The sequence below is a fragment of the Pseudomonas sp. FW305-28 genome (genome assembly GCF_017351395.1).
Taxonomy (GTDB): Bacteria; Pseudomonadota; Gammaproteobacteria; order Pseudomonadales; family Pseudomonadaceae; genus Aquipseudomonas; species Aquipseudomonas fluorescens_AA.
The window spans coordinates 1-13,778 of record NZ_JACNDD010000166.1 but is presented as its reverse complement, the minus strand read 5'-3'; the positions used below and the strand labels follow the sequence as shown (position 1 = coordinate 13,778).

Here is a 13,778-nt window from a genome sequence, read left to right as displayed (position 1 = left end):
AAAAACTGTGGGAGCCGAGCTTGCTCGCGATGGCGTCGGTAAATCCAGCCTCTCTGCAAACGGATAAACCGCTATCGCGAGCAAGCTCGCTCCCACAGGGGGTGTCAGCATTTGTGACAAATAAAAATCTCACGCGTGAGCTATTGTGGGCTTTTGAAACTACCTGTAGTGTTTCTCACGCGTGAGTTTTTCACAGTGGGGTCAGTACCATGCCAACCAGCGCTCCATCAGATCCGCCTGACGGGTCTGTGACCGATTCAGCGAGCCGCACGGGAGAGCGCGCCAAACCCTCCGCGAAAAAACCGTCGAGCTTCTACATGAAGCAGATGCGTGCGGGCCTGAGTGCCGCCGGGTATGTGAAACACGAGACTTGGGTGCTTCCGGAAAACCGAAGCCTGCTCAAGCAAATGGAGAAACAGCTACGCCAACCGATTCTGGCTGGCTCATTCATGTCGGAGGATTACATGAGCGCAGGTAATAACTGGAACATCGATCGCCTCTACAGCGCCCTTCAGGCCCTGGACGAAGTGGTCGCGAACGACATCACTCTCTCCCTCGTCCAAGGCTCCGAGTCCAGCATCAAGCTGGAAATGAATGACTTCGGTGGCTTGCCGATCTACATCGCAGTCGTGGGCGACCAGATCATCGTCGATACCGTCCTGGTGGATGTCGAGTCGATCAGCGACGTGGCGGCCTTCAACGACGCCGTGTTGCGCAGCCGGGAAATGTTCCCGCTGTCGTCCATCGGCATCGAGACCATGCCCAACGGACAGGTCGTCTACAACATGTTCGGCGCGCTGAGCTCCGACTCCAGCCTGACCAACGTCGTCACCGAGGTCAAAACCCTCGTCGACAACGTCCAGCGCGCCAGCGAAGCGTTCGAACGCTTCTTCATCTAATTCGCCGAACAGGAACCATCCAATGACTCAGTCCATCTGGAGCAAATTGTTCACCGCCCTGCGTGGCGGTGCCAACGAAGTCGGCGAATCGATCGTCGACCAACAGGCCTTGCGCATCCTCGACCAGGAAATCCGCGATGCCGACAGCGCGCTGGCCAATGCCAAGCGTGAGCTGGTCACCATCATGGCCAAGCACAAGCTGGCGACCGATCGCGTCGGCGAATACAACGCCAAGATCAAGGACCTGGAAGCCAAGGCCCTGGCCGCGATCCAGGCCAACCGCGAAGACCTGGCGCTGGAAGTGGCCGAAGCCATTTCGACCCTGACCAACGAACTGGACGCCGAGCAAAAGCACGCGACCGAATTCGGCGGCTACGCGGACAACATGCGCAAGGACATCACCAAGGCCGAAAGCCGCATCAAGAGCCTGCGTCAGCAAGTGGACATGGCCAAGGCCCGCGAAAGCGTGCAGAAGGCCCAGGTCAGTGCCTCGATCGCCAGCGGTGGCGCCAATGGCAAGCTGGAAACCGCCGTCGGTACGCTCAACCGCCTGCAGGCCAAGCAACAGCAACGTGCCGCTGAACTGCAAGCCCAGGACGAACTGGCCGAAGCTTCGACCGGCTCCGACCTGGAACGCAAGCTGCGCGATGCCGGCATCACGCCGAACGAAGGCAGCGCCAATGCGATCCTGGAACGCCTGAAGAAAAAATCGGCTGAGTGATCTGTTCGGGCTGAACAATCAAGGCAGGCCGAGCACAAAACCTGTGGCGAGGGAGCTTGCTCCCGCTGGACTGCGCAGCAGTCCCATTCCTTGGGGCCGCTTCGCGCCCCAGCGGGAGCAAGCTCCCTCGCCACAATAGTGTCCGGCGCTCCTGGATTTAATTGTGACGCAGGTACTTTTATCCAAGCGCCGCAACAGGTTTAATGCTGTCCGGCCACTACGTTCGAGCGCTCACACGCCAGAGCGATGATCCCGCCAGGAACGAAGCCCCACGGAGTCAGGGACGAAATGTCGATTTTCCTTTTGTTGCGCTCGTACGCATCGTCCTTCTTCCATCGGTTCGGCTGGGCCGGCCTGGCCATTGCGCTGGGCGTGCACCTGTCCACGGCCTGGATCGGCCTGGTGCTGCTGGGCGAGCAACACCTCATCGCCGCCGCCACGTTTATCTACTTCTATCTCACCACCACGCTCACCGTCGGCTATGGCGATCTGTTGCCACAGACATCCGCCGGGCGAATTTTCGTGGCGACCTGGATCATGCTCGGGGGCATTGCCCTGTTGACGACGGTCATCGGCAAAACCACCAGCAGCGTCATCGATGTTTGGAGAAAAGGCATGAAGGGCAAAGGCGATTTCACCGGCAAGGTCGGCCACACGGTCCTCATCGGCTGGGAGGGCGCCTCCAGCGAACGGGTCATCGACCTGCTGCTGCAGGACGAAACCTCCAATGACAACCTGATCGTCATCTGCGATTGCGATCTCGAAGAAAACCCCATGCCCGGCAAGGCGTCATTCATCAAGGGCGACAGCCTGTCCTCCGTCGCCCTGCTGCAGCGCGCTGGCGTGCCGGGCGCCGAACGCGTGCTGGTGCGCACCCATTCCGACGACCTGACCCTGGCCACCGTGCTGGCGGTCAATCAACTGGGGCCTGCCGGACACGTGGTCGCCCACTTCAATGACAGCGAAATCGCCGCCCTCGCCAGCGCCTATGCTCCAAGCCTGGAATGCACCTCCAGCATGGCCATCGAAATGCTGGTGCGGGCCTCCCAGGACCCGGGCTCGTCAGTGGTCATCAATGAGTTGCTCTGTGTGGGCGAAGGCGCCACCCAGTACCTGATGAAACTGCCCGAGGCGTTTGAAGCGACGTTTGGCGAGCTCTACACCCGGATGAAAGAGCAGCATAACGCTACGCTGATCGGCTACCGCGCCCAGGGCGCCCGACACCCAGCGATCAACCCGCCTGGCGCCACGCGCGTCGTGGGCGGAGAACTCTTCTACATCGCCTCCACGCGACTCAAGGAAATTTCCCATGGGGTGGTTTAAACAGTTGATGGGGCTCGAGGCCCCGAACGCGAACACCACAGCCAGCCAGGGCGCCCCCGTCACCGGGCCGTTGGGCCTGGCCTCCGGCAAGCAGGTCATGTTCGATGCCACGCTCAAGTTGTTGCTCGACGGCAACAGCACCGTGGTCATCCCGGGTTCCCAGCAGATCTGGAGCCTGGGCATCGTCGACCTCGGGCAGTCGAACTGGCTGTCGCGCTGCTACATGAACGACGAAGACTACTGGCTGCAAGTGCACACCAGCGGCGACATCACCGGGCAGGTCGAGTCGGTGATCCTGTTCAACTACCTCAGCTACGTCACGATCAACAGCGAAGCGGAGTTGCGTCGCCTGGCCGGCCCTGAAAGCCTGATCGGCCTGCCGACCTACACCCATGACGGCGTCGAATACAGCCGCGAATGGGGCACCGAGGCGGGCCAGACAGAATTGGTGACGTTGAGCGAGCGCGTGAGCAATCCGGATGAGTCCTACAGCGTCGAGCACCGTTCGATGCTGTACGCCCGCGACACCGGCCTGACGGATCGCCGGGAGTTCCTGTTGTTCTCCGTCGAAGAGGACGCCGAAGGCGCCGTCAGCCTGAGCACTTCGCTGGGTATTTCGCTGTACACCACTGACCTGAACACTCTTTGAATAAGGAAGAAGTCCATGCTTGAAGCGCTCTCCATTTCCCTGAACAAGGCCGCCGTGTTCGGCTTCGCCCTGTACATCCTCGGCGCCGCCGTGCTGTTCGCGCTGTTCCAGTTCATCTACATCCATGTCACGCCGCACAAAGAGTTCGAACTGATCCGCTCGGGCAACGTGGCTGCGGCGATCGCCCTGAGCGGTGCCCTCATTGGTTTCGCCATCCCGGCCAGCAACGTGATTGCCTACTCGATCAGCATGCTGGATTTCGTCGTCTGGACGGTGATCGCCGCGGTCGTCCAGTTGCTGGCGTTCCTGGTGACCAGCCTGGTGCTCAAGGGCGCTTCGGCGCGCATCAAGCAGGGTGAAATCGCCGCCGGTATCTACATCGCCGCCGTGGCCATCAGCGTCGGCCTGTTGAACGCCGCGTGCATGACGCCGTCCACGAACTGATTGCGCCACGGAGAACGCGATGAAACGAAGCAAGTATGTCCAGCTTTCGCTGGCCGCGTCGGTCGCCATGGCGATATCCGGCTGCGGGCCGACGGAAAAAACCTACGAGTTGAAAAAGAAGTACAACTTCCAGTCTGTGCAGCAATGTGTCGATGAAAAGCTGCCGGTAGACATTTGTGCTGACGCCTACATGACTGCCATGACGGAGCATCGCCGCATTGCGCCGGTGTACGACAACCAGGCCGATTGCGATGCCGACTTTGTCCCCGATTGGTGCCAGCAGGATTCCGCTGGCAAGTTCATCCCCAAGCTCGGTGGTTTCGAGCTGAGTGCCGAGGGCGAGGTTACGCAGTCCGAAGTGGACGCGGCCAGGGCCCAATTGCCGGCCTCGGAAGCGATGAATACCGGTGGAGGTTTCAGCAACCTGCTGACCGGATTGCTGATCGGCAACATGCTGAGCAGCAACCGCAACAGCTATTTCTCCGAGCCGGTCTACCGCTACCGCGATGATCGTGGCAGCTTCGGCTCCTCCACGCTCAGCCAGCGGGTGTCGACAGGCTCGACGTTCACCAGGTCCAACCAGGCGCGATACGGCAGCTACACCGACTCCATCAAGTCCAGCAGCAAGCCGATGTCCGTTGCTTCATCCACCTCCCGTGGCGGCTTCGGCAGCAAGTCCAGCGCCCGCAGCGGTTGGGGCGGTTCGAGCAGCTCCGGCGGTTGAGGAACCAGCGCCATGAAGAAGATCCATTGCGCCGAGCGTCCTGACTGGAAGCAGACCGCCGAGCAGCTCGGCTTTCTGTTCCACACCATCGACGACGAACCCTATTGGGACGAAAGCGCGTACTACCAGTTCACCCTCAAGCAGATCGAGGACGACCTGGAAGACCCGACCACCGAGATCCATGACATGTGCATGGACCTCGTGGCCCGCGTGGTCCAGAGCGAAGAGTTGCTGGAGCGCCTGAGCATTCCCGCGCCGTTCTTCGACCTGGTGCGCACTTCATGGCTTGAAGGCCACCCGCACCTGTATGGGCGCATGGATTTCTCCTACAACGGCAGCGGTCCGGCCAAGCTGTTGGAACTCAACTACGACACGCCGACCAGCCTCTACGAAGCGGCGGCGTTCCAGTGGGGCTGGTTGGAGCAATGCATCGAGCGCGGCACGCTGCCGGCCCATGCCGACCAGTTCAACAGCATCGACACCAAGCTGCACCAGGCCTTCGCCCAGTTGCAGCTCACCCAGCCGTTTTATTTCGCCTCGATGAAAGGCTCAATCGAAGACAAAGGCACCACGGACTACTTGCGCCTGATCGCGGAAAAAGTCGGCATCGAGTCGCGGCACATCGATATCGAAGACATCGGCCTCAACAGTGACGGGCGTTTCGTCGACCTGGAAGAGCGCTGGATTCCACACCTGTTCAAGCTGCATGCCTGGGAGTTCATCTTCCATGAGCCTTTTGGTGCGGCGATTGCCCAGTGTGATACGCAGTTTTTCGAGCCGGCCTGGAAGTCGATCATCTCGAACAAAGGCATCCTGCCGCTGCTGTGGGAATTCAACAAAGGCCACCCGAACCTGCTCGCGGCTCACCTGGATACCGACACCAGTAAAGCGGTGCCCAAGGGCTGGGTGCGCAAGCCGTTCTTTTCCCGGGAAGGTGCCAACATCGAGCTGCAGACCGCTGACGGCTTGATTGTAAAAGAAGACGGCCCCTACACCGACGCGCCGTTCATCCTCCAGGAATTCGCGCCGCTGCCGAAGTTTGACGACAGCTACACCCTGATCGGTTCCTGGGTCATCGGCGACCAGGCAGCCGGCATTGGCGTGCGGGAAGACAACAGCCTGATCACCAAGGATTCCAGCCGGTTCCTGCCGCACCTGATCCTCGACTGATAGCCCCAAGTCCCCCAGGAGCTGTGTGCTTCCCTGTGGGAGCAAGGCTTGCCCGCGACGAAGGCAACGCGGTCTTTCTGACTGACCGAGGCGGCTGCTTCGCGAGCAAGCTTTGCTCCCACAGGGACGGGTGAGTACCTGCCCCCAGGCTGTGCTCCCACAGGTTCAGGTGTTCACCGAAGACTTTGCTCAGGTCCACCAGTACCGCACCAGGTGGAAGAAGATCGGCGCGGCGAAGCAGACCGAGTCCAGGCGGTCGAGCATGCCGCCGTGGCCTTCGATCATGTGGCCCCAGTCCTTGACGCCGCGGTCGCGTTTGATCGCCGACATGACGATGCCACCGGCAAAGCCCAGCAGGTTGATCAGCAAGGCGATCAGGAACGACTGCCACGGATTGAACGGCGTGATCCACCACAGCGCGCCACCGATCAGCGAGGCCAGGAAAATGCCGCCGACAAAGCCCTCGACGGTTTTCGAGGGCGACAGGTTCGGCGCGATCTTGTGTTTGCCGAACAGCTTGCCGCACACGTACTGCAACACATCCGACAGCTGCACCACGATCACCAGGTAGGCGATCAGCAACAGGTTGCGGCCTTCGAAACCGGCGATGTCCAGGGTCAGCAGGGCAGGGACGAAAGAGATGCAGAACACCGCGATCATCAAGCCCCACTGGACCTTCGAAGCGCGCTCGAGGAAGTGTGTGCTATCGCCGCCCAGGGACGCCAGGATCGGCAGCAGCAGGAACACATACACCGGGATGAAGATCGAAAACAGCCCGTACCAGTCGTAGTAGATCAACAGGTATTGCAGCGGCAGCGCCAGGTAGAACGCCGCCACCAGGGCCGGGTAGTCACTGCGCCGGGTCGGTGTCAGGGTCAGGAATTCCCGCAGGGCGTAGAACGACACGGCGTAGAACAGCAGGATGACCGCCGCGTTGCCGAGCCAGAACGCCACGCCGATCACCAACACCATGATCCACCAGGCATTGATCCGGGCGTTGAGGTTATCGATCACCGAGTTCGGCGCGCCGCGGGTTTTCAGCCTGAGAATGAAACCGATCAACGAAGCCAGCACCAGGATGGCGCCGATCCCGCCAAACAACATCAGGGTATATCGATCCATGTCAGACGTGCTCCGGGGCCAGTGCCAGCAGCGCGGCGCGGCTGCGTTCAAGGAATTGCTCTTTGCTTTCGCCTTCTTCGATGCACAACGGCGCGCCGAAACTGGTGGTGCACAACAGCGGCAGCGGCAGCACACGCCCCTTGGGCATGACGCGGTTGAGGTTGGCGATCCACACCGGGATCACCTCGACCTCGGGGTGATTTTTCATCAAGTGATAGATCCCGCTCTTGAAGGGCAACAGGCCTTCCTCCGGATTACGCGTGCCTTCCGGGAAGATGATCAGCGAGTCGCCGTTTTCCAGTGCATCGAGCATCGGCTGCAATGGGCTGTAGGAAGGATCCTTGCGCTCGCGGTCCACCAGCACGCCGTTGAACACCCGGTTGATGATGTAGCGACGCACCGGGCTGGTCTGCCAATAGTCGGCCCCCGCCACCGGGCGGGTGAGCTTGCGCAGCGCCGGCGGCAGCGAGGCCCAGAGCAATACGAAGTCACCGTGGCTGCTGTGGTTGGCGAAGTAGATCCGTTGCACCGGCGTCGGCGCGCAGCCGAGCCACAGGCTGCGCGCGCCGGTGACCATGCGGGCGGCGGAGGTGATGAGGTTGGCGACCACGGGTTCGAACATGAAGATTCCTTGTCCTGAGAAGTTCGGGTAGTGACGCAATCTTTAACAGCTGTGGTGAGGGAGCTTGCTCCCTCACCACAGAAGCCTATCTAGATACTTGAAGCCAACCAGGGACTGGCCAGGATGAAGCCCAGCACCAGGACGACTTGTACGGCCAATAAGCGTGACTGCCGACGCAGCAGCAACAATGCGCCATGCCGGCGTTCGGTCCAGAGGCGACCAGCACGTGCGGCCGGTTGCAGGCCCAACGCGGTGAGGGCCTGATCCAGGGTATAGGTGCGCTCGGCCAGGGACTGGGTGCTGTCAGCCATGCGCTGGAACAGATCGGCGTCAAACGCCACGCGCAGCGCCCAGTATTTTTCCAGCACGCCGAGCACCAGTAGCGCCGCACTCAACAGCAGCAACCACGGATCGATGAGGCCCACCAGCCACTGCCCCAACCCCAGCAGCGCCCCAAGCAGCGTCAGCCCGGTGGACAGCTGGTCCAGCGAATGACCCCGGCGCAACAGGCTCGCCACGGTGTGGAGCTCCATATCACTGATCATGGACATGCCCCTGTGCTGTGGATAATTGCTCCAGCGCCCGACGGTGCGCCGCCTGCAAAACGATACGCGGTCGGGCGCGCTGGATTTGCACGATCGCCGCATCAACGTTCGCCGCCCGGCCGCTGTGCAGCAGCCAGGCCACCACCGCCGTGGCGCTGCGCGAATAACCCAAGGCGCAGCAGACCAGCACCGGCCCGTGCTGGCGCAGGCTTTCGATAGCTTCTGCCGCTGTCAGGCATTGTTCGGTGGTCGGCGCCGTCAGGTCGAGCACCGGCAATGAGCGATAGGCGACGCCCGTGCTGTCCATGGACAGTTCCGCGCAGAGGTCGAGCACGCCGGTAAACGCACTGTCCTTCAATTCCATCGGCGTGGGGATTCGCCCCAGCCAGACGTTATCCGCCACCTGGTCGGGCTGCGGATGCTTGCGCGTCCAGCCGCGAGAATTGATCCACGCCGCCGCCAGATAAGGCGCCAGCAACCAGCGCGCTGCCGGACTCAAGCGCCCATCGGCACGTTTCTGGAAACCGTCGGCACCGAACACCAGGTAATTCAGCGCCACCATGAGCACCGCGACCGCCGGCCAGATCAGCCAGAGCCACGCGCCGCCCAAGGCAAACGCCGGAATGAACAGCGCCGCCGCGCCCAGGCCATAACGCCAGGCCAAGCGTCGGCGAGCAGGATCCGCCGCCAGACGCGCACTCAACAGCGGACTGGGTCGATCCAGAGGCCACAACCAGACGCACAGCCAACCGGCCAACGCGCCCGTAGGCAGGTCAATGAAGTGATGTTGATACGTGGTCAGCACCGACACGCCGATCAACGCGAACCAACCGTGCATCAGCCAACGCCAGACACCCTGCAAATGCCGCTGATAGCAGACCCAAAGGATGACCAGCAACGCAATGTGCAGCGACGGCGCCTGGTTGAACGGCTTGTCGAAACCCGCCAGCACCTCGAACAACCAACCGAACACGCCATCCATCTCTGGCCGGGGGAAGGTGAAGCGCAACGGCCAGAGCAGGAAGCAACTGACCGCAATCACCTGGGCCGTGAGCAGGCGCAAGGCATGGCGCTTGAGTTCGTCGCGGCTGGTGGGCAATAGCAAGGACAGGCCGTACAACAGGTCGATCGACCAGTAAGGCACGATTGTCCAGGCCATGAACGGCATGTGGGTTTCCCAGGCGAACACCAACGTGCCGACGTCGTCACGCTGGGAAGTGACCCAGGTGGCGAAGCCGTAGGTGGTGAAGAACAGCGGCGCCAACAACAGCAGCCACAGCACTGCCGGTTTCAGCAGTGCGGGTTCGCGGGCCGGAGCGATGACGGCGCTCATTACTGCACTCGCTGCGCCAGCGAAACGCTGAAAATGCCCCATTCGTCGACCCGCAGGGTGATCTTGCGGAAGCCCGCCGCCTCAACCAATTGGTCCATTTCCGCCTGGGTACGTCGACGCATCACCCAGGCCTGGCCGGCGCGGTGGCTGGTGAGGGCACGGGCGATCAGTTCCAGCTGCGGGTGCCACGGCTGGCCGGTGTAGACCAGGAAACCACCAGGCTCCACGGCTTCGGCCAGGCCCGCGAGGGAGCCGCCGACCAGTTGGTTGTCGGCGAACAGCTCGTACAGGCCCGACACCACGGCGAGGGTCGGCTTGGGTTCCAGCGCCGCCAGGTCCTGGCGGTCGAAGGCATCACCTTTGACGAATCGAGCGATATCGCCCAAGCCTTTTTCAATGATCAGCGCACTGCCATCGCGCACGTTGATGTCGCTGTAGTCGCGCAGCAGGATCGACTCGGGCAACGGGCTGACGCCTTGCAGGGCTTCGAGAATGTAGCGGCCATGGCCGGCGGCGATGTCGACGATGCGCACCTCGCGGTCCTGGGCGCGCAACTCGGCCATCGCCAGGCGCAGCAGCTCCTCGACGTTCAGCTTGCGCTGGCGAATGCCGCGCCAGCCGATGGAGTTCAGGTAGTTCTGGTCGATCATCTTGCCCAGCGCCGAGGTGCCGGTGGGGCGGTTGCGGTAGACGTAATCCAGGGTACTGCCGGAGTCGAACCCGGTGTCGAAGCCCAGCTTCACCCCGGCCGACAACTTGCTGCCAAAGCGCATGCTGGCACGGGTCATGCGCCAGTAGAGGTCGCGCAGCGAGTTGTGGGGCAGCGGCGTGGCCAGGGTTTCGGCTTCGGCGCAGGTCGCGCCCAGGCGATCGGCGTCCAGCAGGGAAGGGCGGTCCAGCGGTCGGGCGAAGTTTTGCAGAATGAAGCGGCGCGCACTGGCAACGGCTGGCGCACGGTTCTTCTCGCCCAGGGTGTCGTGGAAGAAGCCCGGCAGGATGTGCTTTTCCTTGTGCAGGCTGCCCAGGCGCTCGAAGAATTGCTCCTGGGGTTTGCGGTGTACCACGAAGTCCGAGCCGGAGATCAACAACTGCGTCGGCACCTGGATCGCCTGGGCATCGGCCACCACGCGGTCGGCGGCTTCGTACAGGCCCAGCAGCACGTTCACCGAAATGGCCTTGGTGATCAACGGATCGCTGTCGTAGGACGCCACCCGCTCCGGGTCATGGCTGAGGAATTTCGCCTTGACGTAGCTGTTGACGAAGAAATTGCCGCGGAACTTGCGCATCAGCGCCAGGCCTGGACGGGCGAACGGCACGTAGAGCTTGACCTTGAACGCCGGCGACGCCAGCACCAGCGAGCGAATGCGCGGCGCGTAGTCGTGGACCCAGGTGGACACGATCACCGCGCCGACGCTTTGTGCGACCACGGCGATGTTTGCTTCGTCGATCTCATGCGCTGCGCCGATGTGATCGCAGAACGTCTGCACGTCCCGCGCACTGGTGGCGAAGCTCGGGCTGTCGCCCCGCTCACCCGGCGACTGGCCATGGCCACGGGCGTCCCAGGCAAAGAAGTCGAACCCGGGCAGGTCCAGCTCATCCACCAGGTGCGCGATGCGCCCGGAGTGCTCATGACCACGATGAAACAACAACACAGCCTGGCGGGGTTCACCCGCTGCCGCGTCGACAGCCGGCCAGTGTTGGTAGAACAGTTCCACGCCATCGTGGGTGGTGAATGTCCGGTGTTGGGCTTCGCGCATTGCAAGTTCCTTTATGCTGAGGGAGCGTTTTCCTTCACCTGGCCCAGGCCATGACGCACCCGATTGACCAAGGTATAAACCAGCAGGGCGGCAACCACCGCCATCACACCATTTATCCAGAGCGCCCCGAGCCAACCCAGGGCAATACCGGTCGCCAACACGCCAAACACAAAGGCGCGGTCACTCTTGCCCATCGGCCCGTCATAGCGCCGCGAAGCCCCCACCATCGCCCCCAGCACGCCGGCGTATTCGCTGAACAGCGCCAACAGCGTGACCAACAACACGAGCAGAAGACTGGTATCGGCAAACAAGGCAAAAGGCAGGATCAGGGCAACGTCGGCGATGATATCGCATAGCTCGTTGAGGTAGGCGCCCAGATGGGATTGCTGGCCAAATTCCCGCGCCAGCATGCCATCCACCGCATTCAACGCCATGCGCAGGAACATCCAGACCGGAACCAGGACGAAAATCCACGGATGGCTGGCGAACCAGGCAATGACCGCCCCCACCAACACCGAGACGATACCCGCGAGCAGGGTGACCTGGTTGGCGGTGACCCCGTTGTTGTAGAGGCGTTGAACCATGGGGCGCAGCAGGTTTTGAAAGGCGGGCTTGAGTTGGTAGATGGAGGGCATCGGGGGAAGATCTCGGCCGGTTGCGGGGCTGGGCTTATACAGATGCGAGATTACGATAGGTTGAGGGGTTGCTGGCGGGTATTTCTCGAGAATGCGCGCGGGTAGGCATCTATTCGCGCATTTATCTGCGCAAGACACTCCGGAAAATTGAAAAAACACAGACCCGTGGCGAGGGAGCTTGCTCCCGCTGGGGTGCGCAGCAGCCCCAAAGCCATTCAACGCGGTGGCCGGGCAGGTTTACGACTGCTGCGCAGCCGAGCGGGAGCAAGCTCCCTCGCCACAATGGTTCATACAACCTTAAGTTAACCAGCGCCTGTGAGAACAGCAGCTCACGCATTCCCGCCTCCACCACAGTCCCCCTGTGGGAGCCGAGCTTGCTCGCGATGGCGGTCTATCAAACAAAAAGATCTTCAGCCGGCTGACCATCTGCATGCTCATGTCGTGGCATCTATAGTCATCGGCGGGGTTCGCACGCCAAGCGTTTGAATTTAGCGAATCGCCCTACATCCATCCCCTCTTTCCCTGACTTATTTCCCTCGCCATCGCAGGCAGAGTCTCGCGCCCACTCCTACGCCGCGAGCTGCCTGCATGCCTGACTACGACAAAATCCTTGCCCAGGGCAACGTCATTGGTTCGCTGGTGATGGCGGCCATGGACCCCGAGCAGCCGGATGTCGAAGCGGTTTTCCAGGACTTTCGAACCTGCCTGAACGACTACGACGCCTGGGCTGAAAGCTTTTGGGCCGGCTGGGCGCTGGATCTTGAGCAAGTGTTCAAGGTCGGCAACGAGGTGTCCCTGGCGGCGCCGAAGAACCTGGACAAACCCGTCAGTGCCGCCGTGGTGGCTTGCCCGGCGGAAGGGCCACTGACGCTGGTGCACATGTTCCAGGCGGCGCGTTTCGTGCCGATTGGCGACACACCGGTGATGCTGGAGCCGGTCATCGATGGCATGCCGGGGAAGGAAATTTTCGGCGAGCCGATCCATCACGTGATCGGCCCCAGCGGCATCCTGGAAGTGCCTGAGTGTTGGCGAGGCCAGCGTTATCGCATCACCTTTTTCCCCCATGTCACGGCCGATCACGTCAAGGCGTTGTATGCGTCTTACCAAGGCGTGATCGACGAACTTGAGGGCTGGCTGAAAGCGGAGTGGGAGCAGTTTCAACCACTGTGGGCGGAGTTTTCCGACGCCGGGTTTCTTCAACGCTACGACGTGTTGCAGCAGGCTGATTGGCGCGGTTTCAAAAACGCCCTGCATCAACTCTGGGACGACGTTAAGCAGGTTTTCGGGCTGCTGGCCGATCTGCAGGCCAACAGCGAAAAACTGTTGGAGTACCTGACTCAAGCCGAGCTTGAACAGCTACTGAAGGCATCCTCCGAGGCAATTGCCAAAGGGTTGATGGTGTTGAGCGACGAGCCGTTGCTCTTCGTTCACGTGGCCGCGTTCACCAGTTGGCTGCGGATGTTGCCGCCTCAGTACGCGGCCGAAGTCGTCGGAGAACTGCGCGCCTCGGTACTGATCAATTTCCTGCTGATGCGTTTGACCGGGGGACTGGGCCTGGGTCTGCGCATGAGCGGTAACGTATTGGGCCGGGTCCGCTCGGAGCGGGCCCGGGAATGGTTGCTGACATCGAGCCTGAGACTGGGCCAACTCACCCCCGACCGGCTCAATCAGCATGCCGATGTGCTCAAACCGTTGGTGGTCAGCCAACGCGCACCTTTAAAACCGACGCCTGTCGGACCCTTGCACATCACCCCTGAACACTCTGCGCCATTGTCTGTGAGCAATCCGGCCGCCGTGGCGCGGGAAAAATCCCAGCCGTCTACACGCCTGAGCG

The 13,778-nt window shown here is 61.7% G+C and carries 13 protein-coding genes and 1 pseudogene; 8 read left to right on the top strand and 6 right to left on the bottom strand.

The annotated features are described in order from the left end of the window. Positions 1–317: 317 nt before the first annotated feature. The 7 genes from J4E53_RS26465 to J4E53_RS26435 all read left to right on the top strand — a co-directional run bounded on the left by J4E53_RS26465 (position 318) and on the right by J4E53_RS26435 (position 5,930). Positions 318–899: a YjfI family protein gene (locus J4E53_RS26465; protein WP_003205989.1), complete on the top strand. Its 582-nt coding sequence runs from the start codon at positions 318–320 to the stop codon at positions 897–899. 22 nt (positions 900–921) lie between these two features. Further along, positions 922–1,620 (top strand): PspA/IM30 family protein, encoded by a 699-nt coding sequence (locus tag J4E53_RS26460; protein WP_003185899.1) that lies wholly within the window; start codon positions 922–924, stop codon positions 1,618–1,620. Between the two features lie 288 nt (positions 1,621–1,908). Then, entirely contained in the window at positions 1,909–2,943 is a 1,035-nt protein-coding gene (locus J4E53_RS26455; protein WP_060740434.1) for an ion channel, read from the top strand. Further along, positions 2,930–3,592: a DUF2491 family protein gene (locus J4E53_RS26450; RefSeq protein ID WP_103309250.1), complete on the top strand. Its 663-nt coding sequence runs from the start codon at positions 2,930–2,932 to the stop codon at positions 3,590–3,592. The genes J4E53_RS26455 and J4E53_RS26450 overlap by 14 nt, the downstream gene beginning before the upstream one ends. A 15-nt stretch (positions 3,593–3,607) precedes the next feature. Further along, complete coding sequence (locus J4E53_RS26445) at positions 3,608–4,036, top strand: DUF350 domain-containing protein (protein ID WP_060740436.1); 429 nt, start codon at positions 3,608–3,610, stop codon at positions 4,034–4,036. Positions 4,037–4,055: 19 nt separating this feature from the next. Then, positions 4,056–4,760 carry a DUF1190 domain-containing protein gene (locus J4E53_RS26440; RefSeq protein ID WP_060740437.1) on the top strand — a complete coding sequence of 235 codons (705 nt, stop codon included), beginning with the start codon at positions 4,056–4,058 and terminating at the stop codon, positions 4,758–4,760. Between the two features lie 12 nt (positions 4,761–4,772). Further along, positions 4,773–5,930: a glutathionylspermidine synthase family protein gene (locus J4E53_RS26435; RefSeq protein WP_103309248.1), complete on the top strand. Its 1,158-nt coding sequence runs from the start codon at positions 4,773–4,775 to the stop codon at positions 5,928–5,930. Positions 5,931–6,119: 189 nt separating this feature from the next. Here the strand turns inward: J4E53_RS26435 and J4E53_RS26430 are convergent, their stop codons facing one another. The 6 genes from J4E53_RS26430 to J4E53_RS26405 all read right to left on the bottom strand — a co-directional run bounded on the left by J4E53_RS26430 (position 6,120) and on the right by J4E53_RS26405 (position 11,944). After that, entirely contained in the window at positions 6,120–7,052 is a 933-nt protein-coding gene (locus tag J4E53_RS26430) for a phosphatidate cytidylyltransferase (protein ID WP_060740439.1), read from the bottom strand. A gap of 1 nt (position 7,053) precedes the next feature. Further along, on the bottom strand, positions 7,054–7,674 hold the full coding sequence (locus tag J4E53_RS26425) for a 1-acyl-sn-glycerol-3-phosphate acyltransferase (RefSeq protein ID WP_003205972.1): 621 nt from the start codon (positions 7,672–7,674) through the stop codon (positions 7,054–7,056). 89 nt (positions 7,675–7,763) lie between these two features. Then, positions 7,764–8,219: a hypothetical protein gene (locus tag J4E53_RS26420; RefSeq protein ID WP_060740440.1), complete on the bottom strand. Its 456-nt coding sequence runs from the start codon at positions 8,217–8,219 to the stop codon at positions 7,764–7,766. Beyond that, positions 8,209–9,552, bottom strand: a complete 1,344-nt coding sequence (locus J4E53_RS26415) for a phosphatase PAP2/dual specificity phosphatase family protein (protein WP_103309246.1) — start codon at positions 9,550–9,552, stop codon at positions 8,209–8,211. The genes J4E53_RS26420 and J4E53_RS26415 overlap by 11 nt, the downstream gene beginning before the upstream one ends. Then, entirely contained in the window at positions 9,552–11,309 is a 1,758-nt protein-coding gene (locus tag J4E53_RS26410) for a bifunctional alpha/beta hydrolase/class I SAM-dependent methyltransferase (protein ID WP_103309244.1), read from the bottom strand. Before J4E53_RS26410 ends, J4E53_RS26415 begins: the two co-directional genes overlap by 1 nt. Positions 11,310–11,320: 11 nt before the next feature. Continuing rightward, on the bottom strand, positions 11,321–11,944 hold the full coding sequence (locus tag J4E53_RS26405) for a CDP-alcohol phosphatidyltransferase family protein (protein ID WP_103309243.1): 624 nt from the start codon (positions 11,942–11,944) through the stop codon (positions 11,321–11,323). A 588-nt stretch (positions 11,945–12,532) separates the two neighbouring features. Here J4E53_RS26405 and J4E53_RS26400 point away from each other — a divergent pair. After that, positions 12,533–13,778: pseudogene (locus tag J4E53_RS26400) on the top strand (type IV secretion protein Rhs); the annotation flags it as partial.